18 protein-coding genes are annotated in these 23,364 nt (G+C 63.9%); 12 read left to right on the top strand and 6 right to left on the bottom strand.

Annotated features, from left to right (window positions below; translation table 11 throughout):
* Positions 1-137: 137 nt before the first annotated feature.
* From ptsP to ACYAS9_RS01735, 4 genes are all read left to right on the top strand, one after another.
* A complete protein-coding gene (ptsP, locus tag ACYAS9_RS01750; RefSeq protein WP_463566596.1) occupies positions 138-3,002 on the top strand; it encodes a phosphoenolpyruvate--protein phosphotransferase in 2,865 nt (954 codons plus the stop codon).
* The gene (gene pfkB / locus ACYAS9_RS01745) at positions 3,002-3,943 is read left to right on the top strand and encodes a 1-phosphofructokinase (protein ID WP_463566595.1); all 942 of its coding nucleotides are present in this window, start codon (positions 3,002-3,004) and stop codon (positions 3,941-3,943) included. The genes ptsP and pfkB overlap by 1 nt, the downstream gene beginning before the upstream one ends.
* A 14-nt stretch (positions 3,944-3,957) precedes the next feature.
* Complete coding sequence (locus ACYAS9_RS01740; protein ID WP_463566594.1) at positions 3,958-5,682, top strand: PTS fructose-like transporter subunit IIB; 1,725 nt, start codon at positions 3,958-3,960, stop codon at positions 5,680-5,682.
* Between the two features lie 115 nt (positions 5,683-5,797).
* Positions 5,798-6,739 (top strand): AEC family transporter, encoded by a 942-nt coding sequence (locus ACYAS9_RS01735; RefSeq protein WP_459749726.1) that lies wholly within the window; start codon positions 5,798-5,800, stop codon positions 6,737-6,739.
* Positions 6,740-6,856: 117 nt separating this feature from the next.
* Here the strand turns inward: ACYAS9_RS01735 and ACYAS9_RS01730 are convergent, their stop codons facing one another.
* The 6 genes from ACYAS9_RS01730 to gatC form a co-directional block, all read right to left on the bottom strand.
* Positions 6,857-7,228 carry a carboxymuconolactone decarboxylase family protein gene (locus ACYAS9_RS01730; protein WP_463566593.1) on the bottom strand — a complete coding sequence of 124 codons (372 nt, stop codon included), beginning with the start codon at positions 7,226-7,228 and terminating at the stop codon, positions 6,857-6,859.
* A 27-nt stretch (positions 7,229-7,255) separates the two neighbouring features.
* Entirely contained in the window at positions 7,256-8,305 is a 1,050-nt protein-coding gene (locus tag ACYAS9_RS01725) for a calcium/sodium antiporter (protein ID WP_463566832.1), read from the bottom strand.
* A 53-nt stretch (positions 8,306-8,358) separates the two neighbouring features.
* Entirely contained in the window at positions 8,359-8,727 is a 369-nt protein-coding gene (locus ACYAS9_RS01720; protein WP_463566592.1) for a septal ring lytic transglycosylase RlpA family protein, read from the bottom strand.
* 74 nt (positions 8,728-8,801) lie between these two features.
* Positions 8,802-10,247 (bottom strand): Asp-tRNA(Asn)/Glu-tRNA(Gln) amidotransferase subunit GatB, encoded by a 1,446-nt coding sequence (gatB, locus tag ACYAS9_RS01715; protein WP_463566591.1) that lies wholly within the window; start codon positions 10,245-10,247, stop codon positions 8,802-8,804.
* An 11-nt stretch (positions 10,248-10,258) separates the two neighbouring features.
* Positions 10,259-11,710 (bottom strand): Asp-tRNA(Asn)/Glu-tRNA(Gln) amidotransferase subunit GatA, encoded by a 1,452-nt coding sequence (gene gatA / locus ACYAS9_RS01710; RefSeq protein ID WP_463566590.1) that lies wholly within the window; start codon positions 11,708-11,710, stop codon positions 10,259-10,261.
* 15 nt (positions 11,711-11,725) lie between these two features.
* Complete coding sequence (gene gatC / locus ACYAS9_RS01705; protein ID WP_459749721.1) at positions 11,726-12,013, bottom strand: Asp-tRNA(Asn)/Glu-tRNA(Gln) amidotransferase subunit GatC; 288 nt, start codon at positions 12,011-12,013, stop codon at positions 11,726-11,728.
* Between the two features lie 206 nt (positions 12,014-12,219).
* Between gatC and mreB the strand changes: the two genes are divergently transcribed.
* The 8 genes from mreB to tldD all read left to right on the top strand — a co-directional run bounded on the left by mreB (position 12,220) and on the right by tldD (position 23,340).
* On the top strand, positions 12,220-13,257 hold the full coding sequence (gene mreB / locus ACYAS9_RS01700; protein ID WP_056834111.1) for a rod shape-determining protein MreB: 1,038 nt from the start codon (positions 12,220-12,222) through the stop codon (positions 13,255-13,257).
* Between the two features lie 175 nt (positions 13,258-13,432).
* Positions 13,433-14,545: a rod shape-determining protein MreC gene (mreC, locus tag ACYAS9_RS01695; RefSeq protein ID WP_463566831.1), complete on the top strand. Its 1,113-nt coding sequence runs from the start codon at positions 13,433-13,435 to the stop codon at positions 14,543-14,545.
* A complete protein-coding gene (mreD, locus tag ACYAS9_RS01690; RefSeq protein ID WP_056834115.1) occupies positions 14,538-15,029 on the top strand; it encodes a rod shape-determining protein MreD in 492 nt (163 codons plus the stop codon). Before mreC ends, mreD begins: the two co-directional genes overlap by 8 nt.
* Positions 15,030-15,083: 54 nt before the next feature.
* Positions 15,084-15,686, top strand: coding sequence for a Maf family protein (locus tag ACYAS9_RS01685; RefSeq protein WP_463566589.1), 603 nt, complete (start codon positions 15,084-15,086; stop codon positions 15,684-15,686).
* Entirely contained in the window at positions 15,683-17,140 is a 1,458-nt protein-coding gene (rng, locus tag ACYAS9_RS01680) for a ribonuclease G (RefSeq protein WP_463566588.1), read from the top strand. The genes ACYAS9_RS01685 and rng overlap by 4 nt, the downstream gene beginning before the upstream one ends.
* Positions 17,141-17,218: 78 nt before the next feature.
* Positions 17,219-21,043, top strand: a complete 3,825-nt coding sequence (locus ACYAS9_RS01675) for a YhdP family protein (RefSeq protein ID WP_463566587.1) — start codon at positions 17,219-17,221, stop codon at positions 21,041-21,043.
* A 9-nt stretch (positions 21,044-21,052) separates the two neighbouring features.
* Positions 21,053-21,898: a carbon-nitrogen hydrolase family protein gene (locus tag ACYAS9_RS01670; protein WP_463566586.1), complete on the top strand. Its 846-nt coding sequence runs from the start codon at positions 21,053-21,055 to the stop codon at positions 21,896-21,898.
* Between the two features lie 2 nt (positions 21,899-21,900).
* Entirely contained in the window at positions 21,901-23,340 is a 1,440-nt protein-coding gene (gene tldD, locus ACYAS9_RS01665; protein WP_463566585.1) for a metalloprotease TldD, read from the top strand.
* Positions 23,341-23,364: the final 24 nt, after the last annotated feature.

Raw genomic sequence — 23,364 nt, 5'->3', positions numbered from 1 at the left:
TAAACGATTCAGCAAGCTTATATCTTGCTGATATCGTGTGAAGGACATGGTCAGACGAAATGTGTATTTGTTTCTAATCTGTCGTGTACCTAAAACAAGAATCAGGTGGCGCTGCGGCGCTGCACAGGAGTCAAGGCATGCTCGAACTCACTCTGGAGCAGATCTCCATGGCCCAGGTGGCGGTGGATAAATCTGCCGCACTGCACCTGCTGGCCGAGCATCTGGTCGCCGATGGACTGGTTGCACCGGGTTACCTCAAGGGCCTGCAGGACCGCGAGCAGCAAGGCTCGACCTTCCTTGGCCAGGGCATCGCCATTCCGCATGGCACCCCCGATACCCGCGACCAGGTGTTCAGCACCGGGGTGCGCCTGATGCAGTTCCCCGAAGGCGTCGACTGGGGCGACGGGCAGATTGTCTACCTGGCGATCGGCATCGCCGCCAAGTCCGATGAGCACCTGCGCCTGCTGCAATTATTGACCCGCGCACTGGGTGAGGCTGATCTGGGACCGTCGCTGCGTGCGGCGACAACGCCGCAAGACCTGCTCAAATTGCTGCAAGGGGCGCCGCAAGAACTGGCGCTGGATGCACAAATGATCAGCCTGGGCCTGTCGGTCGACGATTTCGAAGAGCTGGTGTGGCGCGGTGCGCGTCTGCTGCGCAAGGCCGATTGCGTCAACAACGGCTTTGCCGCCGTGCTGCAACAGGTCGAAGCCCTGCCGTTGGGCGATGGCCTGTGGTGGCTGCACAGCGAGCAGATGGTCAAGCGTCCGGGTCTTGCCTTCGTTACCCCGGACAAACCGCTGCGTTTTCTCGGTCAGCCACTGACCGGGCTGTTCTGCCTGGCCAGCCTGGGCGAAGCGCACCAGAACCTGCTCGAACGCCTGTGCGCCTTGTTGATCGAGGGCCGCGGCCAGGAATTGGGTCAGGCCACCAACAGCCGCGCCGTGTTGCAAGCGTTGGGCGGCGAAGTGCCGGCCGAATGGCCCAGCGCGCAGATCGTGCTGGCCAACGCCCATGGCCTGCATGCGCGGCCGGCGAAGATTCTTGCGCAACTGGCGAAAAGCTTCGACGGCGATATCCGGCTGCGCATCGTCGAAAGTGACGATAACGCGGTGTCGGCCAAGAGCCTGAGCAAGCTGCTGAGCCTGGGTGCGCGGCGCGGCCAGACCCTGGAATTCATTGCCGAGCCGACCATTGCCGACGATGCCTTGCCGGCGTTGCTGGCAGCGGTGGAGCAGGGCCTGGGTGAAGAAGTCGAGCCGGTCGTGGCCGCGCACGCGCCGGCAGCGGCGGTGCAACCGGTCGCGCCACGCGCGGTGGTGGCACCGCAGGCCGGCGCGGTCATTGCGGCGGTGCCGGCTTCTCCAGGCGTGGCGATGGGCCCTGCGCATGTGCAGGTGCCGTTGACGTTCGATTATCCACAGCAGGGCGAATCGCCGGCAGCCGAGCGCGAGCGCTTGCAGGCCGCGCTGGCTCGGGTGCGTGAAGAAATCGGCCAGTTGATCGCGCGCAGCACCTCCAAAGCCATTGGCGAGATTTTCATCACCCACCAGGAAATGCTCGACGACCCGGAATTGACCCAGGACGTCGACCTGCACCTGAACCAGGGCAAGAGCGCCGCCGCTGCCTGGGACATCGTTATCGAGACGGCTGCGACCCGTCAGGAGTCGCTCAACGACGCGCTGCTGGCCGAGCGTGCCGCCGACCTGCGTGATGTCGGGCGGCGGGTGCTGGCGCATCTGTGCGGCGTTCAGGCCCTTGCCGAACCCGAACAACCCTACATTCTGGTCATGGACGAAGTCGGGCCCTCCGATGTGGCGCGCCTGGACCCGGCGCGCGTGGCGGGCATTCTGACCGCGCGCGGCGGTGCGACCGCGCACAGCGCCATCGTCGCCCGTGCCTTGGGCATCACTGCGCTGGTCGGTGCCGGCGAGCAGGTGCTGCTGATCGAGCCGGGCACCGCCTTGCTGCTCGATGCCCAGCGCGGCCGCCTGACTGTGGCGCCGGACGCTGCGGTCATGCAGCGCGCCGCCGAGGAGCGCGATGCCCGCGAGCTGCGCCTGCAAGCCGCGCATGCCGCGCGCATGGAGCCGGCAGTCACCCGCGACGGCCATGCGGTGGAAATCTGCGCCAACATCGGCGACAGCACCGGTACTCCGGCGGCGGTGAAGCAGGGCGCCGAAGGCATTGGCCTGCTGCGCACCGAATTGCTGTTCATGGCCCACAACCAGGCCCCGGACGAAGCGACCCAGGAAGCCGAATACCGCCGCGTGCTGGACGATCTCGACGGTCGTCCGCTGGTGGTGCGCACCCTGGACGTCGGCGGCGACAAACCGCTGCCGTACTGGCCCATCGACAAGGAAGAGAACCCGTTTCTCGGTGTGCGCGGCATTCGCCTGACCCTGCAACGCCCGGAAATCATGGAGGCGCAATTGCGCGCCTTGCTGCGCGCCGCCGACAACCGGCCGCTGCGCATCATGTTCCCGATGGTCGGCAGCGTCGACGAGTGGCGTCAGGGCCGCGACATGGTCGAGCGCCTGCGCCTCGAAATCCCGGTCAGCGACCTGCAACTGGGGATCATGATCGAAGTGCCGTCGGCCGCCTTGCTGGCGCCGGTGCTGGCCAAGGAAGTGGACTTCTTCAGCGTCGGCACCAATGACCTGACCCAGTACACCCTGGCCATCGACCGTGGCCACCCGACGCTGTCGGCCCAGGCCGATGGCCTGCACCCGGCGGTGCTGCAACTGATCGACATCACCGTGCGCGCTGCTCATGCCAACGGCAAATGGGTCGGCGTGTGCGGTGAGCTGGCCGCCGATCCGCTGGCGGTGCCGGTGCTGGTCGGGCTGGGCGTGGATGAGCTCAGCGTGTCGCCGCGCAGCATCGCCGAGGTCAAGGCCTGCGTGCGTGAACTCAGCTTGAGTGGCGCTCAGGCACTGGCGCATGACGCGCTGACGGTGGGCAGCGCCGTCGAAGTCCGTGCGCTCGTGGAGGCTTTGTAATGGCTCGTATTCTGACCCTGACCCTCAACCCGGCGCTGGACCTGACCGTGCAGTTGGGTCAATTGACGGTGGGCGAAGTCAATCGCAGTGACGCCATGCTCACCCACGCGGCCGGCAAGGGCCTCAACGTCGCCCAGGTGCTGGCCGATCTGGGCCATGAACTGACCGTGGCGGGCTTTCTGGGCCTGGACAATCCTCAAGCCTTCGATGCGCTGTTCGCCCGGCGTGGCTTTGTCGATGAGTTCGTCCGTGTGCCGGGCGAAACCCGCAGCAATATCAAGCTGGCCGAAGCTGACGGACGTATCACCGATGTCAACGGCCCGGGCCTGCACGTCAGCGATGCCGAGCAGCAGCGCCTGTTCGAGCGCCTTGAGCAGATCGCTCCAGGTTTCGAGGCGCTGGTGGTGGCCGGCAGCCTGCCGCGCGGCGTCAGCCCGCAATGGTTGCAGCGCCTGCTGGCGATGCTCAAGGCCAAGGGTCTGAAGGTGGCGCTGGACAGCAGCGGCCAGGCTTTGAAGGCCGGGCTTGAGGCCGGCCCGTGGCTGGTCAAGCCCAACACGGAAGAGCTGACCGAAGCACTGGGCGTGGCGGTGAATTCGTCCAGCGAACAGGCCGATGCCGCCCAGCGCCTGCGGGCGCAAGGCATCGAGCATGTGGTGATTTCCCAGGGCGCCGACGGCGTGAACTGGTTCAGCGCCGATGGCGCGTTACACGCACAGCCGCCCAAGGTATCGGTCGCCAGTACCGTAGGCGCCGGCGACTCGCTGCTGGCCGGCATGCTCCACGGCCTGCTCAGCGGCCATGCGCCGCAGCAAACCCTGCGCACCGCCACGGCGATCGCGGCCATGGCCGTGACCCAGATCGGTTTCGGCATTACCGATGCCGCCCACCTTGAACAGCTCGCAAACGGTGTGACCGTGCGCAGCCTGACCGAACAATAAGAGAGGCTACGTTAATGAAATTAGCCATAGTGACGGCCTGCCCCAACGGTAAGGTCAGTAGCGTCCTCAGTGCCCGTTTGCTGGCGGCTGCCGCGCAGCGCCTGGGCTGGGCGACGTGTGTCGAGGTGGTCGATCCGCACAAGCCCGAGCGCCAGTTGTCCGCTCAGGACATCGAGCAGGCCGATCTGGTCCTGGCAGTGTTCAGCGGTCCGCTGGACTTGAATCGTTTTGCCGGCAAGCGCCTGTTCCAGGGCTCGCCCGCCCAGGCATTGCAAGACGTCGATGCCTTTCTCAAGCGTGCCGACGAACAGGCCCAGCCCTGGCAGGCGGTCGCAAGCGAACCTGCGCCGGCGGCACCAAGCGCTGCGCGCATCGTCGCGATCACCGCGTGCCCGACCGGCGTGGCGCACACCTTCATGGCCGCCGAGGCGCTGCAACAGTCGGCCAAACGCCTGGGGCACGAGCTGCAAGTGGAAACCCAGGGTTCGGTCGGCGCACGTACGCCGCTCAGCCCCCAAGCCATCGCCGATGCCGATGTGGTGCTGCTGGCCACCGACATTGAAGTGGCTACCGAGCGTTTTGCCGGCAAGCGTATTTATCGTTGCGGCACCGGCATCGCTCTCAAACAACCGGACGCCACGCTGGCCAAGGCGCTGGCCGAAGCCAAGGTTGAAAGCAGCGCCAATGCCGCCAAGGCACCGGCCAAGTCGGAGAGCGCGGGCGTCTACAAGCATTTGCTGACGGGCGTGTCGTTCATGCTGCCGATGGTGGTGGCGGGCGGTCTGCTGATTGCCTTGTCGTTCGTGTTCGGCATCGACGCCTTCAAGCAGGAGGGAACGCTGGCGGCGGCCCTGATGCAGATCGGCGGCGAGGCGGCGTTCAAGTTGATGGTGCCGATGCTGGCGGGTTACATCGCCTGGTCCATCGCTGACCGTCCGGGCCTGGCACCGGGGATGATTGGCGGCTTGCTGGCCGGCACCCTGGGCGCCGGTTTTATCGGTGGCATCGTCGCCGGCTTCCTGGCCGGCTACAGCGCCAAACTGATCAGCCGTTATGCGCGCCTGCCCTCAAGCCTTGAGGCGCTCAAGCCGATCCTGATCATTCCGCTGCTGGCCAGTCTGTTCACCGGCCTGATGATGATCTATGTGGTCGGTCGCCCGGTGGCCAGCATGCTGACCGCATTGACCGATTTCCTTGCCAGCATGGGCACCGCCAACGCGATTCTGCTGGGCCTGGTGCTGGGCGCGATGATGTGCGTCGACCTCGGTGGGCCGATCAACAAGGCGTCCTACGCTTTCTCGGTGGGTCTCCTGGCCTCGCAAAGCTATGCGCCGATGGCCGCGGCGATGGCGGCCGGCATGGTGCCGCCGATCGGCATGGGCATCGCCAGCCTGTTGGCGCGGCACAAGTTTGCGCAAAGCGAGCGTGAGGCGGGCAAGGCCTCGTTTGTGCTGGGGCTGTGCTTCATTTCCGAAGGGGCGATTCCGTTTGCCGCCAAGGACCCGCTGCGCGTGATCCCGGCCAGCATTGCCGGCGGCGCGCTGACCGGTGCGCTGTCGATGTATTTCGGCTGCAAGCTGATGGCGCCGCATGGCGGGCTGTTCGTGATGCTGATTCCTAACGCCATCAACCATGCGTTGCTGTATCTGCTGGCCATTGTTGCCGGCAGCCTGGTGACCGGTGTGTTGTATGCGGTATTGAAACGGCCGGAGGTTGTGGAGATGGAGGTTGTCTCGTAGGAGCGGTTTTAACCGCGAATGGCGGTGTCTGCTTCCCGGCTGAAGCCGGTCCTACATATGACGTCGTATCTGGCTTATCATTAGCCACCTAACGACGGGACAGGGATCGCAGGGCATGCTGGCTATCTTTCTGGAAACACTCAATGTCACCGCGCCGGTCTTTGCGATGTTGTTCATGGGCGTGTTTCTCAAGCGCATCGGGGCGATCAATGACGGCTTCATCGTCACCGCCTCGTCGCTGGTGTTCAACGTCACCATGCCGGCCCTGTTATTCATGGGCATCGTGCATGCCGACCTGAAAACCGCCCTGCAAGCGGACCTGCTGATCTTCTTCACCGTTGCCACCTTGCTCAGCTTCGCTCTGCTCTGGGGCTGGGCGATCTGGCGCATTCCGCACGCAGACCGCGGCGTCTATGTGCAAGGCGCGTTTCGTGGCAATAACGGCGTGGTCGGTCTGGCGCTGGCGGCCAGCATGTACGGCAGCCACGGCATCTCGGTCGGCGCGATTCTCGCGGCGATGGTCATCCTCTACTACAACGCGCTGTCGACCATGATCCTGGCGGTGTACAGCCCGGTGATCAAATCCGACCCGTGGAGCGTGATCAAGAGCGTGTTCTCCAACCCGCTGATCATCAGCGTGATCGTCGCCTCGCCATTCGCCTATTACGGCGTGCGCATGCCGACCTGGTTCGAGACCTCGGCCAATTACCTGGCACAGATGACCTTGCCCCTGGCGTTGATCTGTATCGGCGGCACGCTGTCGCTGACCTCGTTGCGCCAGAGCGGCAAGATGGCGGTCGGCGCCAGCCTGATGAAAATGGTCTGGCTGCCGCTGATCTGCACCACCGCCGCCTGGGCCTGCGGCTTTCGCGGCCCGGAACTGGGCATCCTGTTCCTGTACTTCGCCAGCCCGACGGCCGCGTCCAGCTACATCATGGCGCGCAGCGCCAACGGCAACTACGAGCTGGCGGCGGCGATCATCGTGCTCACCACCCTGGCCGCCGCGATCACCACCAACATCGGCATCTTCCTGCTGCAATGGGGCGGCTGGATTTAGGAGCGCGCTCTGCCGGAATGCCGGACCACCGCGACCGGCTGCGTTAGCAGTCGTAAATTTTCAGCGTTTCGCAGATTTTGCGAGCGCTCCGCACTCGGTCGCGGGCAGAGCGCGCTCCTACAAGTCGTCGATGACTTCCTGGGCCGCGCGAAAGGCGTCGATGGCGGCCGGCATGCCGGCGTAGACCGCGCAGTGCAGGAAGGTTTCGCGGATTTCTTCCGGGGTGCAGCCGTTGTTCAGCGCGCCGCGCACGTGGCCCTTGAGTTCTTGCGAGCATTTGAGTGCGGTAAGAGTAGAGAGGGTGATCAGGCTGCGGGTTTTCAGGTCCAGGCCTTCGCGACCCCAGACGCTGCCCCAGGCCTGTTCGTTGATGAAGTCCTGCAATGGCAGGCTGAACTCACTGGCGTTGGCGCGTGCGCGGTCGACATAGGCATCGCCCATCACCTGGCGGCGAATGGTTTCTCCGGCTTGGGTCTTCTGATCGCTCATGGGCATTTCCTCGGGGTCTCGAAAGGGTCAACGATGATGACGTCGCCAGGTGCGGATCATGCCCAGGATCACCAGGGCCGTCAGCAGCGGCAAGACAGCGTGCAGTATCCAGCTTTCCAGGCGTTCGGCCAGCAGCATGCCGGTGCTGAAGCCGATGATGTCCAGGCCGTAGGCGGCATACAGCGCCAGCAATAACAGGCCTTCCAGGCGGGTGATGCGGTAGCCCGAGTAGAACAGCGGCAGGCTCAGGACCGCGACGCCGAGCATGATCGGCAGGTCATAGTCCAGTGAGTTGGGCGACACCGACAGCGGTGTGGGCGCAATCAATGCGGTCAGCCCCAGCACGCCGAGCAGGTTGAACAGGCTGCTGCCGATCACATTGCCCACGGCCATGTCGCGTTCGCCGCGCAGGGCGGCAACCAGCGAAGTGATCAGCGCCGGCATCGAGGTGGCGACGGCCATCAGGGTCAGGCCCATGATCCGTTCCGACAATCCCAGGTGAATGGCCAGCACCACCGTGGCATCGACCAGCAGGTGCCCGCCGCCGATCAACAGTAACAGGCCGCCGGCCAGGCTCAGCAGGGCGAGCAGGATGCGCGGCGGGCTGTCGTTGGCCGGCTTGTGTCCATGGCCATGACCATGGCGGGCGTCATGGCTGGCCTGGCGCATGATGATCAGCAGACACAAGGCCAGGCCCGCCAGCAGCAGAACGCCGTCGATCAGGCTGATGTGTTGATCCCAGGCCACGGCCATCAGCAAGGCGCAGGCACCGATCATCAGTGGAATATCGATGCGCACCACTTGCAGCGGCACACGCAGCGGTATGATCAATGCACACAGGCCGAGCGTGACCAGCACATTGAAAATATGGCTGCCGACCACGCTGCCCACCGCGATGTCCGCATTGGCCGACAACGCAGCCTGCACGCCGACCGACAATTGCGGTGCGCTATTGCCCAGGGCTATCAGGGTCAGGCCAATGATCAGCGGGCGAACCTTGAGCCACGCCGCCAGGTGCACGGCGGCGCGCACCGACAGCCCGGCGCCGATCAGCAACAGCAGCAGGCCGCCGGCCAGTTGCAGCAGGGCGGGAGATGGCAGGCTCGAAATCTGGAAAATGTCGGTGGCCCTCAGTCCAGTCCCTGGACACGTACTTTGGCGGTGCCGCTGCGCAGCATGCCCAGTTGTTCGGCGGCCTGTTTCGACACATCGATCAGGCGCCCGCGGGTATTCGGGCCGCGATCGTTGATGCGTACGACCACGCTGCGTTTATTGGCCATGTTAGTGACTTTGACGCGGCTGCCGAACGGCAGTTCGCGGTGGGCGGCGGTGAGTGCGTTCTGGTTGAACGACTCGCCGCTGGCAGTGCGCTTGCCATGATGACGCGCGCCGTACCAGGACGCTGTACCGGTGTCGTCATAGCCATGCGGGTCAACCGAGTGGCTGGAGCAACCGGCCAGCAAAGAAAGCAGAGTGCAGGCAGTGAGCAGTCGGTGCATGGAACATATCCTGTGAACCTGCGCGAAGGCGATCCCCCATGACCGGCCGGGCGGCCGGTCATGGGAAACATGTATCAGCCTTCGAGCTTGGCCTTGAGCAGTTCGTTGACTTGCTGCGGGTTGGCCTTGCCTTTGGAGACTTTCATCGCCTGACCGACAAAGAAGCCGAACATCTTGCCGCGCTTGGCTTCGTCGGCGGCGCGGTATTGTTCGACCTGCGCCGCGTTGGCCGCGAGCATTTCGTCGAGCATGGTTTCAATCGCGCCGCTGTCGGTGACTTGCTTGAGGCCACGCTTGTCGATCACTTCATCGGCGCTGCCTTCACCGTTGGCCATGGCCTCGAAGACCATCTTGGCGATCTTGCCGGAAATGGTGTTGTCCTGGATGCGCTTGAGCATGCCGCCCAGTTGCTCGGCGCTGACCGGCGACTGTTCGATTTCCAGGCCCTGCTTGTTGAGCAGGCTGCCCAGCTCGACCATCACCCAGTTGGCCGCCAGCTTGGCGTCGCCGCCAATCGTGACCACCTGTTCAAAGTAGTCGGCCTGCTCGCGGCTGGACGACAGCACGCTGGCGTCATAGGCCGACAGGCCGAACTGGCTCTGGAAACGCTCGCGCTTTTGCGGCGGCAATTCCGGCAGGGTGGCGCGGGTCTGCTCGAGGAACGAGTCCTCGATGATCACCGGCAACAGGTCCGGGTCGGGGAAGTAACGGTAGTCGTTGGCTTCCTCTTTGCTGCGCATGGCGCGGGTTTCGTTGGTGTTCGGATCGTACAGGCGGGTTTGCTGGATGACCTTGCCGCCGTCTTCGATCAGGTCGATCTGGCGCTGGATCTCGCTGTTGATCGCCTTCTCGATGAAACGGAACGAGTTGACGTTCTTGATCTCGCAGCGGGTGCCGAATTCGACCTGGCCCTTGGGCCGGATCGACACGTTGCAGTCGCAGCGCAGCGAACCTTCGGCCATGTTGCCGTCGCAGATGCCCAGGTAGCGAACCATCGCGTGGATCGCCTTGACGTAGGCCACCGCCTCTTTGGCGCTGCGCATGTCCGGCTCCGAGACGATTTCCAGCAGCGGCGTGCCGGCGCGGTTCAGGTCGATGCCGGTCATGCCCTGGAAGTCTTCGTGCAGGCTTTTGCCGGCGTCTTCTTCAAGGTGCGCGCGGGTAATGCCGATGCGCTTGACGGTGCCGTCTTCCAGGGTGATGTCCAGGTGGCCCTTGCCGACGATCGGCAGCTCCATCTGGCTGATCTGGTAGCCCTTGGGCAGGTCGGGGTAGAAGTAGTTCTTGCGCGCAAACACGTTGTGCTGGCCGATCTCGGCGTCGACCGCCAGACCGAACTTGACCGCCATGCGCACGGCTTCTTTATTGAGTACTGGCAGCACGCCGGGCATGCCGAGGTCGACCAGGCTGGCCTGGGTGTTGGGTTCGGAGCCGAACGTGGTGGCGCTGGCGGAGAAAATCTTCGATTGGGTCAAAAGCTGGGTATGGATTTCCAGCCCGATGACGACTTCCCATTGCATTTATATTCTCCTCAGAAGCCTTCAGGGGCACGGGTGTGCCAGTCAGTGACCTGCTGGTACTGATGCGCAACGTTCAACAGGCGACCTTCCTGGAAGTAGGGGGCGAGCAACTGCACACCCACCGGCAGACCGTCGACAAAGCCGGCCGGCATCGACAGGCCCGGCAAGCCTGCGAGGTTGGCGGCGATGGTGTAGACGTCTTCGAGGTAGGCGGCGACCGGGTCGCTGCTCTTGGCGCCGATCTTCCAGGCCGGGTTCGGCGTGGTCGGGCCCAGGATCACGTCAACCTCGGCGAAGGCATTGACGAAGTCGTTCTTGATCAGGCGACGGATTTTCTGCGCCTTGAGGTAATAGGCGTCGTAGTAGCCAGCCGACAGCGCATAGGCGCCGACCATGATCCGGCGCTGCACTTCGGCACCGAAGCCTTCGCCACGCGAACGCTTGTACAGGTCGGTGAGGTCCTTGGGCTGGTCGCAGCGGTGGCCGAAGCGCACGCCGTCGAAACGCGACAGGTTCGAGGAAGCCTCGGCCGGGGCGATAACGTAGTAGGCCGGGATGCCGTGTTGCAGGTTCGGCAGGGTGATCTCTTTGACCACGGCGCCGAGTTTTTCCAGCGCCTTGACGCTGTCCTGCACCAGTTGCGCGATGCGCGGGTCCAGGCCTGCGCCAAAGTATTCCTTCGGCAGGCCGATGCGCAGGCCTTGCAGCGAGTTGTTCAGAGTGGCCGAGTAATCCGGCACCGGCTCATCGATGCTGGTGGAGTCCAGCGGGTCGAAACCGGCCATGCCTTGCAGCAGCAGGGCGCAGTCTTCGGCGGTGCGCGCCAGAGGCCCAGCCTGATCGAGGCTGGAGGCGTAGGCGATCATGCCCCAGCGCGACACACGACCGTAGGTCGGTTTCAGGCCGGTCAGGTTGGTCAGCGCTGCCGGCTGTCGGATAGAACCGCCGGTGTCGGTACCGGTGGTGGCCGGCAGCAGGCGCGCGGCCACGGCGGCGGCCGAACCGCCGGACGAACCGCCCGGTACGTGTTCAAGATTCCACGGGTTGTTCACGGCGCCGTAGAAGCTCGACTCGTTGCCCGAGCCCATGGCGAACTCGTCCATGTTGGTCTTGCCCAGGGTCACGGTGCCGGCAGCGGCCAGCTTTGCGACCACGGTGGCGTCGTAGGGCGCCTTGAAGTTGTCGAGCATGCGCGAGCCGCAACTGGTGCGGATGCCCTGGGTGCAGAACAGGTCCTTGTGCGCCAGCGGGGCGCCCAGCAGAGCGCCGGTCTCACCGGCGGCGCGACGGGCGTCGGCGGCCTGGGCCTGGGTAATGGCCAGGTCTTCGGTGCGGGTGATGAAGCTGTTGAGCTTCGGGTCCAGTTCGGCGATACGCGCCAGCAGGACGCGGGTCAGCTCTTCGGAGGAGAATTTCTTGTCGGCGAGTCCGCGGGCGATCTCGGCCAGGGTCAATTGATGCATGCAGGCGCTTTCCCTTTACTCGATGACTTTCGGAACCAGATACAGGCCTTGCTCGACCGCAGGGGCGATGGCCTGGTATTCGTCGCGATGATTGCTCTCGGCCACGACGTCGTCGCGCAGGCGCTGGGACGCTTCCAGCGGGTGAGCAAGGGGTTCGATGCCGGTGGTGTCGACCGCTTGCATCTGGTCGACCAGCCCGAGAATGCTGTTCAGTGCTTCGGTAGTACGTGGCAGATCGTCGTCGTTGAGGCCCAGACGGGCCAGGTGAGCGATCTTTTCCACGTCGCTGCGCTCGAGCGCCATGGGGGTATCTCCAGGTGAGTGCGCCGGACGGATCCGGGGCGGGTTGCGGAACATGACGGCGTTTCGTCGGTCTGATGGCCGCGAACGTCTAGGCTCTTGCTCGGAAAAGCTGCCAATTTAACATATTGGCTCCTTGCCCAAAATCCCTGTCGTTGTTAGAGTTTGCCGCACTTTTTTACCCACGCGTTCCCTAGGGTCCCTTTCCCATGTTCAAGAAACTGCGTGGCATGTTTTCCAGTGATCTTTCCATCGACCTGGGCACTGCCAACACCCTTATTTACGTGCGTGAGCGCGGTATCGTACTGAATGAACCTTCTGTCGTCGCCATTCGTACTCATGGCAACCAGAAAAGCGTTGTGGCCGTAGGGACCGAGGCCAAACGCATGTTGGGCCGTACTCCCGGCAACATTGCTGCCATTCGTCCGATGAAAGACGGCGTCATCGCCGATTTCAGCGTCTGTGAAAAGATGCTGCAGTACTTCATCAACAAGGTGCATGAAAACAGCTTCCTGCAACCCAGCCCTCGCGTGTTGATCTGCGTTCCGTGCAAATCCACCCAGGTTGAGCGTCGCGCCATTCGTGAATCGGCACTGGGTGCCGGTGCTCGCGAAGTGTTCCTGATCGAAGAACCGATGGCTGCCGCCATCGGTGCCGGCCTGCCGGTCGAAGAAGCGCGTGGTTCGATGGTGGTCGATATCGGTGGTGGTACCACTGAAATCGCTCTGATCTCGCTCAATGGCGTGGTCTATGCCGAATCCGTACGGGTTGGCGGCGACCGTTTCGACGAAGCGATCGTGACTTACGTACGTCGTAACTACGGCAGCCTGATCGGCGAATCCACCGCCGAGCGCATCAAGCAGGAAATCGGCACCGCGTTCCCGGGTGGCGAAACCCGCGAAGTCGACGTGCGCGGCCGTAACCTGGCCGAAGGCGTTCCGCGTGCCTTCACCCTGAACTCCAACGAAGTGCTCGAAGCGCTGCAGGAGTCGCTGGCGACCATCGTCCAGGCGGTCAAGAGCGCGCTGGAGCAGTCGCCGCCGGAGCTGGCTTCGGACATCGCCGAGCGTGGCCTGGTGCTGACCGGTGGTGGCGCCCTGTTGCGTGACCTCGACAAGCTGCTGGCCCAGGAAACCGGCCTGCCGGTGATCGTTGCCGAAGACCCGCTGACCTGCGTGGCGCGCGGCGGTGGCCGTGCCCTGGAAATGATGGACAAGCACACCATGGACCTGCTCTCCAGCGAGTGATTCGTCGGGAGCGCTTCAAGCAGTCCTTTGTCTACAGGTAGGCCTTGTGCTACCTGTAGGCTTCAGGCTGACCCTTGAACACGCCTTTCAATCCGTCCAGGCACATTCCCCTTGCGCATGAATAACAGCCAGTCAAGGCTCAATCCGTCGAGCGAATGCCCGACAGGAGCGGCCTATTAAACCGCTTTTTGCCAAAGGCCCTTCGCTGGGCGTACGCCTGCTTGTGCTGGCGGTGCTGTCGGTTGCGTTGATGGTGGTCGATGCCCGTTTCACCCTGCTCAAGCCGCTGCGCAGCCAGATGTCACTGGTGCTGATGCAATCCTATTGGGTTGTCGATCTGCCGCAACGCCTGTATCAGGGCGTGGCCATGCAATTTGGCAGCCGCACCGAACTGCTGGCCGAGAACGAAAAACTCAAGACCGAAGCCCTGCTGTTGCAGGGGCGTCTGCAAAAGCTGGCGGCCCTGACCGAGCAGAACGTGCGCCTGCGCGAACTGCTCAACTCCTCGGCGCTGGTCAACGAGAAGGTCGAGGTCGCCGAGTTGATCGGCATGGACCCGAACCCGTTCACCCACCGGATCATCATCAACAAGGGTGAGCGCGATGGCGTGATCCTTGGTCAGCCGGTGCTCGATGCCCGTGGCCTGATGGGCCAGGTGGTCGAATTGATGCCCTACACCTCGCGCGTCCTGCTGTTGACCGACACGACCCACAGCATTCCGGTACAGGTCAACCGCAATGGCTTGCGCGCCATCGCCAGCGGCACCGGTAACCCCGAGCGCCTGGAACTTCGTCATGTGGCCGACACCGCCGACATCAAGGAAGGCGATCTGCTGGTCAGCTCAGGGCTGGGCCAGCGTTTTCCGGCCGGTTATCCGGTGGCGACGGTCAAGGAAGTCATCCACGATTCCGGTCAGCCGTTTGCCATTGTGCGTGCCGAGCCGACCGCGGCGCTGAACCGCAGCCGTTACCTGCTGCTGGTGTTCTCCGATGGCCGCTCGGCCGAGGAGCGTGTGGCCGAGGCGGGTCAGGCGCAGGAGTTGCTGGGTCGACGCAGCGGGCCTGCGAATCTGGCGCCGGCGCCCGGAGCTTATGCGCCGGTATTCCCGGCCATGCCTGGGGCATTGTTGCCGGTGTTGCCGATCAACAACGTGCCCAACGCCGCCTCCACATCGCATCCGGCGCCTGCGCGCAGTACGCCAGCCCCGGCCAGCAGTCGCCCGGCCTCAAGGCCTGCGACGCCACCGGCCGCCGCGCCGTCCAACTCCCGAGAGCCAATCGATGGTTAGTCACGTCTCCGGACGCAATGGCTGGGTGGTCTGGTTGACCTTCGCCATCGGCCTGTTGCTCAGCGTTTCGCCGCTGCCGCAATTCATGGAAATCTTCCGCCCGCTCTGGCTGGCGTTGCTGCTGACCTTCTGGATCCTGGCGCTGCCGCACAAGGTCGGCATGACCACTGCCTGGCTGCTGGGGCTGATGGAAGATGTGCTGTATGGCACCTTGCTGGGCCAGAACGCGCTGACCCTGAGCCTGATCGCCTTTCTGGTGATGTCTTTGCAGCACCGGCTGCGGATCTTTCCGACCTGGCAGCAATGCCTGATTCTGCTGGTGGTGTTCGGCTTGGCGCAGTTGGCCCAGTTGTGGCTCAGCGCCTTGACCGGCAATCGCCAGCCGACCCTGGCGCTGGTCCTTCCGGCGCTGGTCAGCGCCTTGTTATGGCCCTGGATCAGTTATGGATTACGCGGGCTGCGCAAGCACCTGAAAATCAATTGAGCGCACTGAGTGCAGGCGCTCCAATTGGGGCGTCACCGACATGGAGACGTCCCCATGCCTTCGCTATACCTGGCTTCCGGTTCACCGCGACGTCGTGAGCTGCTCACCCAGATCGGCGTGCCGTTCAGCGTGCTGAGCGCGCCAATCGACGAAACCGCCCTTGCCGATGAACAACCTGGCGACTATGTCCAGCGGCTGGCGCGCAGCAAGGCGCAGGCCGGCCTGGCTTCGCTCGCCAATGCGCAGGATGCCTGTGTGCTGGGCGCCGACACCGCCGTGGTGCTCGACGGGCAGATTCTCGGTAAACCCGTTGATCAACACGATGCGCTGGCCATGCTGGCGGCATTGTCGGGGCGCGAGCATGAAGTGCTGACCGCCGTGGCGGTGCTCGATCATCAGCGCTGTGAAAGCCGGGTGGTCACCAGCCGGGTCCGCTTTCGTGCCATTCAGGAGCATGAAGCACGCACCTACTGGGCCAGCGGCGAGCCTGTGGATAAGGCGGGCAGCTATGCGGTTCAGGGGCTGGCAGCGATCTTCGTCGAGGCCCTGCACGGCAGCTATTCCGGGGTCGTGGGCTTGCCACTGTGCGAAACCGCAGACCTGCTGGGCCATTTCGGCATACCCTGTTGGCAAGGCCTGGAAGGTGATAAGCCATGAGTGAAGAAATCCTGATCAACATCACGCCCATGGAGTCGCGGGTGGCGGTGGTCGAAAACGGTGTTCTGCAAGAGGTCCACGTCGAGCGGACCCAACGGCGCGGCATCGTCGGCAATATCTACAAGGGCAAGGTGGTGCGGGTGTTGCCCGGCATGCAGGCGGCATTCATCGACATCGGCCTGGACCGTGCGGCGTTTATCCACGCCTCGGAAATTTCGTTGCGCGAGGGGTCGGCCGTCGAGCCGATCAGCGCGCTGGTCCATGATGGCCAGAGCCTGGTGGTGCAGGTCACCAAAGACCCGATCGGCAGCAAGGGCGCACGGCTGACGACTCAGCTGTCGATTCCGTCGCGCTATCTGGTGTACATGCCGCGCACCGCGCATGTCGGTATTTCGCTGAAAATCGAAGATGAAGGCGAGCGCGACCGGCTCAAGAAGGTGGTCAGCGATTGCGTGGCCCAGGAAGGCATCAAAGAGGCGGGCGGCTTCATTCTGCGCACCGCTGCCGAAGGGGCCGGCGCCGAAGAAATCCTCATGGACATCCGCTACCTGCGCCGCCTGTGGGACCAGATTGGCGAGCAGATCAAGACCGTCAGCCCGCCGACCGTGATCTACGAAGACCTGGGCCTGGCCCTGCGCACCCTGCGCGACCTGGTCAGCCCGCGCATCGAGAAGATTCGCATCGACTCGCGGGAAACCTTCCAGAAAACCCGGCAGTTCGTCGCCGAACTGATGCCCGAGATCGAAGACCGCCTGGAGCATTACCCCGGCGAGCGGCCGATCTTCGACCTGTATGGCGTCGAGGACGAAATCCAGAAGGCGCTGGAGCGCAAGGTGCCGCTCAAGTCCGGCGGCTATCTGGTGGTCGATCCGGCCGAGGCGATGACCACCATCGACGTCAATACCGGCGCCTTCGTCGGGCATCGCAACCTCGAAGAGACCATCTTCAAGACCAACCTGGAAGCGGCCACCGCGATTGCCCGGCAACTGCGCCTGCGTAACCTGGGCGGCATCATCATCATCGACTTCATCGACATGGAAGACGGCGAGCACCAGCGTCAGGTGCTGCGCACGCTGGAAAAGCAGCTCGAACGCGATCACGCCAAGACCAACATCATCGGCATCACCGAGCTGGGCCTGGTGCAGATGACCCGCAAGCGCACCCGCGAAAGCCTGGAGCAGATTCTTTGCGAGTCGTGCCACTGCTGCCAGGGGCGCGGCAAGCTCAAGACCCCGGAAACCATCTGCTACGAAATCTTCCGCGAGATTCTGCGCGAAGCCCGGGCGTATCAGGCAGTGGGTTATCGGGTGCTGGCCAGCCAGCGGGTGGTCGACCGTTTGCTCGACGAAGAATCGGGCAATGTCGCCGAACTTGAAGCGTTCATTGGCCGGACCATACGTTTTCAGGTCGAATCAATGTATTCACAGGAACAATACGACGTCGTGCTGCTCTGAATTGCTCACAATGCAGATATGACACCCGCCCTGCCCGGCGGGGCCGTGGCATGGATGCCCTTTGAGTGAGAATAATGAGTGGTCAATGAGCAAATTCCGGAGCGGGTCCTGTCACGCCTGACGCGCTGGGGCTTGATCCTGTGCGCCCTGTTTCTGGTGCTGGCGGCCCTGTACGTCAGCCTTGGGCGGCAGCTGACGCCGATGCTGGCCGAATACCGGGTCGATGTCGAAACCCGAGCCCAGGCCGCGCTGGACATGCCATTGAGCATTGGCCGCCTCGAAGGCCGCTGGAGCGGCTTTGCCCCGGTGCTGCTGGCCCACGACGTGATGATCGGCGAAGGCCGCAGCGCGCTGCGTCTGGATCAGGTGCGCGTGGTGCCGGCGCTGTGGGACAGCCTGATGGCGCGCGAGGTGCGCATTGCCGACCTCGAAGTCAGCGGCCTGCAGATGATTGTGCGTCAGGACAAGGACGGTAAATGGGCGTTGCAGGGATTGCCGCAGCGTGAAGAAAAGCCGCTGGACCCCGAGCAGATCCTGACCCGCCTGCAACAGGTCGCGCAGCTGTCGTTGTTCGACAGCCAGTTGACCGTGCAGCCATTCGAGCAGTCGCCGCTGACCCTCACCTATATCAATCTGAGCCTGGCCACCGGCACTCGCCAGCAGCGCCTGGATGCGCGTCTGAACCTGCCCGACGGCCAGCCTCTGGCGCTCAATGTTCGTTCACGCATCCAGGCCAGCCAATGGCGCGAGGCCCAGGCCGATGCGTACCTGAGCCTGCCGCAAAGCGACTGGGCGCAATGGTTGCCCAAGACCCTGACCCGCGACTGGGATATCTCGGCGCTCAAGGCTGGCGGGCAGTTCTGGCTCGGCTGGGGCAAGGGCACGGTGCAGAACGCGACCGTGCGCCTTAATGCACCGCATCTTCAGGGCCGCTATGCGCAGCACGCACCGGCAAAAATCGACAATCTGGCCCTTAATGCCTGGTTTGCGCGCAACGAACAGGGTTTCAAACTGACCCTGGGTTCATTGGCCATGAACCTCGGCGAGCAGCGCTGGGAAAGCCGCGTGCAGTTGCAGCAAAGCGCCGCCAGCGCCGAGCGCCAGGAGCTGTGGCATGTCGAAGCCGATCGACTGGACCTGACACCGCTGACACCGTTGCTCGATTCGCTGGCGCCGTTGCCCGACACCCTGCGCGAAGTGCTTGATCGTCTGAACGTCACCGGCACGCTGCATAACGTCTTGCTCGACTGGCGCCCGCAAGCCCAGGGCGATGAGCGCGTAAGCTTTGCTGCCAACCTTGAGAAGGTTGGCTTCGACGCCTATCACGGCGCGCCGGCGGCCGGGAATGTCAGCGGCGCCATCAGCGGCGATCTGGGCAAGGGCGAACTGCGCCTGGCCACTGAAGACTTCATGCTGCACTTGGACCCGATCTTCAAGAATGCCTGGCGCTACCCCAAGGCCAATGCGCGCCTGACCTGGACGCTTGATCAGGAGCGCTTCACCCTGGTCGCGCCGTATATCAAGGTGCTGGGCGATGAAGGCAAGATCGCGGCGGACTTTCTGATTCGCATCCACCTCAAGCACGACCACGAAGACTACATGGACCTGCGCGTCGGCATGCTCGATGGCGACGGCCGCTACACCGGCAAATACCTGCCCGCAGTGCTCAGCCCGGCGCTGGATCACTGGCTGCGCACCGCCATCGTCACCGGCGATGTCAAGCAGGGTTTTTTCCAGTACCAGGGTTCGCTGAACAAGAATTCGCCGGAGCACTCGCGGGTCATCAGCCTGTTCTTCAACGTCAAGAATGCCACGCTGGACTTCCAGCCCGGCTGGCCGTCGTTGACCGGCGTGGACGGAAAGGTCTGGGTCGAAAACAATGATGTGCGGATCAAGGCCAGCAAAGGGCAGATGCTCGGTACCAAGGTCAGTAACGTGCAGGTCAATGTCCCGCCGGCCGCTGCCGGGCAGCCCAGTCATTTGCTGGTGGACGGCGAGTTTGTCGGTACCCTGGGCGATGGCCTGAAAATCCTTCAGGACGCGCCGATCGGCACCGGCAGCACCTTTGCCAACTGGGAAGGCGAAGGGCCGCTCAAGGGCAAGCTGCAACTGGATATCCCGCTGGAAAAAGGCATAGAGCCCAAGATCGGCGTGGACTTTGCCAGCGAAGGCGCTCGCCTGAAACTGGCAGAGCCGCCGCTCGAACTGACCCAGCTCAAGGGTGATTTCCGCTTCGACAGTGAGCGCGGCCTGAGCGGCAAGGACATCAGCGCCCAGGCATTCGATCGCCCGGTGACCGCGCAGATTCTGGCCGAGGGCAAGCCGGGCGCGAATGTCACGCGCATCAATGCCAGTGGCCAGATTGCCCTCAAGCGCCTGACCGACTGGCTGAGCTTCAATCAGCCGATACCGGCTTCGGGCGACATTCCCTATCAGCTGCAATTGTTGCTCGACGGCGGCGATACCCCGTTGTCGATCAATTCCAGCCTGCAAGGCCTGGCGGTGGATCTGCCGGCGCCGTTCGGCAAGACCCGCGAACAGGCGCGGCCCAGCGAATTTCGCATGACCCTGCAAGGCAGCGAGCGGCGTTATGACGCCGTCTACGGCGCGTTGGCAAGCCTGGCCTGGGCGGCACCGGCGAGCGATCCGTTGCAAGGGCGTGGCGAGCTGTTTCTGGGGCAGGGCGGCGCGGTTGTGCCGCAGGCCAAGGGCTTGCGGGTCAGTGGCAGCCTGCCCGAGCTGGACATTAGCCCGTGGCAGGACGTTGCCCAGCGCTACAGCGGCAACGACCCGGGCGGCAGCGCCCGGCAGACGCTCAATCGGGTCGACGTACAGGTCGGCCGGCTGACCGCGATGGGCACCACGCTGGAGCAGGCGCGCGTGCAGTTGCAGCGCAGTGCTTCGGCCTGGCAGTTGTCGCTGGACAGCCAGCAGGTCAAGGGCCGTGCCGCGCTGCCGGATGCGAAGAGTGCGCCTCTGGATATCGACCTGCAGTATGTGCGCCTGCCGGCCGCCGACCCCAATGCGCCAGTGGTCGAGAATGCCCCCGACCCGCTGGCCGATGTCGACCCGCGCAAGATTCCGGCGCTGAACGTGCGCATCAATCAGTTGTTCCAGGGCGAGCAATTGATTGGCGGCTGGGCGCTGAAGACCCGGCCGACTGCCAACGGCTTGCGCTTCAGCGACCTGAGTCTTGGACTCAAGGGCTTGCTGCTGGAGGGCGATGGCGGCTGGGAAGGTGCGCCGGGCGTCAGCACCAGCTGGATCAAGGGCCATGTGGCTGGCAAGAACCTGGGCGATATCCTCAAGGCCTGGGGCTTTGCGCCGACGGTGACCAGTGAATCGTTCGAGCTGGACATCGACGGCCGCTGGCCCGGTTCGCCGGCCTGGGTGGGCTTGAAGCGCTATTCCGGCAGCCTCGATGCGACGCTGCGCAATGGTCAGTTCGTCGAGGTCGAAGGCGGCGCCCAAGCATTGCGGGTGTTTGGCTTGCTCAACTTCAATTCCATCGGCCGCCGCCTGCGTCTGGACTTCTCCGACCTGCTGGGCAAGGGCTTGGGCTATGACCGGGTCAAGGGCCTGCTGGTCGCCAGCGAAGGCGTCTATGTGACGCGCAAGCCGATCACCTTGACCGGGCCATCGAGCAATCTTGAGCTGGACGGCACGCTGGACATGGTCAAGGACCGGGTCGACGCCAAGCTGCTGGTCACCTTGCCGGTGAGCAATAACCTGCCGATTGCCGCGCTGCTGGTTGGTGCGCCGGCAGTCGGTGGCGCACTGTTTCTGGTGGACAAGCTGCTGGGCGATCGCATTGCGCGCTTCGCCAGTGTCCAGTACAAAGTCGAGGGGCCCTGGAAGGAGCCGAAGATTACCTTCGACAAGCCGTTCGAGAAGCCGCAATAGGAGGGATCCATGACGTTTGCCGTGATTCAAATGGTCAGCCAGAGCGATATCGCCGAGAATCTGCGCCATGCCCGGGGCCTGCTGGAGCAGGCTGCCGAGCAAGGTGCGCAACTGGCCGTGCTGCCGGAAAACTTCCCGGCGCTGGGGCGTCGCGACGCCGCTGACATCGGTCGCGCCGAGGCCTTGGGGCAAGGTCCGATCCTGCCATGGTTGAAACAGGCCGCCCGCGACCTCAAGTTATGGATTGTGGCCGGCACATTGCCGCTGCCGCCGCAGGGTCAACCCGACGGCAAGATCACGGCCTGCTCGTTGCTGATCGACGAACACGGTGAACAGGCTGCCCGTTATGACAAGCTGCACTTGTTCGATGTCGATGTGACCGACAATCGCGGCCGCTACCGTGAATCCGATGACTATGCTCATGGAAGCAACGTGGTAGTGGCCGACACGCCGGTAGGGCGCCTGGGTCTGAGCGTGTGCTACGACCTGCGCTTCCCGGAGTTGTACACCGCCCTGCGTGAAGCGGGCGCGGAGCTGATTACCGCACCCTCGGCGTTCACCGCCGTCACCGGTGCGGCGCACTGGGAAATCCTGATTCGCGCGCGCGCCATCGAGACTCAGTGTTACCTGCTGGCTGCCGCCCAGGGCGGCGTACATCCAGGCCCACGGGAAACCTGGGGCCAGACGGCAATCATCGACCCGTGGGGGCGAATACTGGCCGAGCAGGACAAAGGTGAAGCCGTGCTGCTGGCGCAGCGCGACAGTGAAGAACAGGCGTCCATACGGGCGCGGATGCCGGTGTCCAGTCACCGGCGATTTTCAGTGCAGGACGCGGTGCGGCCTGCTTCGGAGTGAATATGAGTGACGTGTCCTCAGTCAGCGAACATCTTCTGGCGCCTGGCGGCCTGAACCTGGACACCCTGCAATCGGTGCTGGGCGATCTGGCCGGGCCTGGGATCGACGCGGCCGATCTGTATTTCCAGGGCATGATTTCCGAGTCCTGGGCGCTCGAGGACGGCATCGTCAAGGAAGGCAGTTTCAACCTCGACCAGGGTGTCGGGGTGCGTGCGCAATCGGGTGAAAAAACCGGTTTCGCCTACAGCAATGCCATCAACCTCGAAGCCTTGAGCGCAGCGGCGCGCGCGGCCCGTTCCATCTCGCGGGCCGGCCAGAACGGCCGCGTCCAGGCGTTCACCGCCCAGGACGTCGCCCAGTTGTATGCGCCGGACAACCCGCTTGAAGTGCTGAGCCGTGCCGAGAAAGTCGAACTGCTCAAGCGTATCGACGTCGCCACCCGTGCGCTGGACCCGCGTATCCAGCAGGTTTCGGTAAGCATGGCCGGCGTCTGGGAGCGGATTCTGGTCGCGGCGGCCGATGGCAGCCTGGCCGCCGATGTGCGCCCGCTGGTGCGTTTCAATGTCAGTGTGATCGTCGAGCAGAATGGCCGTCGCGAACGCGGCGGGCATGGCGGCGGCGGGCGTACCGACTACCGTTATTTCCTCAATGAAGACCGCGCCATGGGCTATGCCCGCGAGGCCTTGCGCCAGGCGCTGGTCAACCTTGAAGCGGTGCCTGCGCCGGCCGGTACCTTGCCGGTGGTGCTGGGCTCCGGCTGGTCGGGCGTGCTGTTGCACGAAGCGGTCGGTCATGGCCTGGAAGGCGACTTCAACCGCAAGGGCAGCTCGGCCTACAGCGGCCGGATGGGCGAAATGGTTGCCTCCAAGCTGTGCACCATCGTCGATGACGGCACTTTGGCAGGCCGTCGCGGCTCGCTGAGCGTCGATGACGAAGGCACGCCGACCGAGTGCACCACGCTGATCGAGAACGGCGTGCTCAAGGGCTATATGCAAGACAAGCTCAACGCCCGCCTGATGGGCGTGGCGCGTACCGGCAACGGCCGTCGCGAATCCTATGCGCACCTGCCGATGCCGCGCATGACCAACACCTACATGCTGGGCGGGCAGAGCGATCCGCAAGAAATCATCGCGTCGGTGAAACGGGGCATCTACTGCGCCAACCTGGGCGGTGGTCAGGTGGACATCACCAGCGGCAAATTCGTGTTCTCGACCAGCGAGGCTTACCTGATCGAAGACGGCAAGATCACCACGCCGGTCAAAGGCGCGACGCTGATCGGCAACGGACCGGAAGCCATGAGCCGGGTGTCGATGGTCGGTAACGACCTGTCGCTGGACAGCGGCGTAGGCACGTGCGGCAAGGACGGTCAATCGGTGCCGGTCGGTGTCGGCCAGCCGACCCTGAAGATCGATGCGATCACCGTGGGCGGCACAGGGGCGTAAGAAAAGGGCAGGGCTGGTGAGTGA

It is taken from the genome of Pseudomonas sp. HP_08 (genome assembly GCF_055284095.1).
The sequence above is the reverse complement of the archived record's forward strand: the minus strand, read 5'-3'. Positions and strand labels throughout refer to the sequence as shown.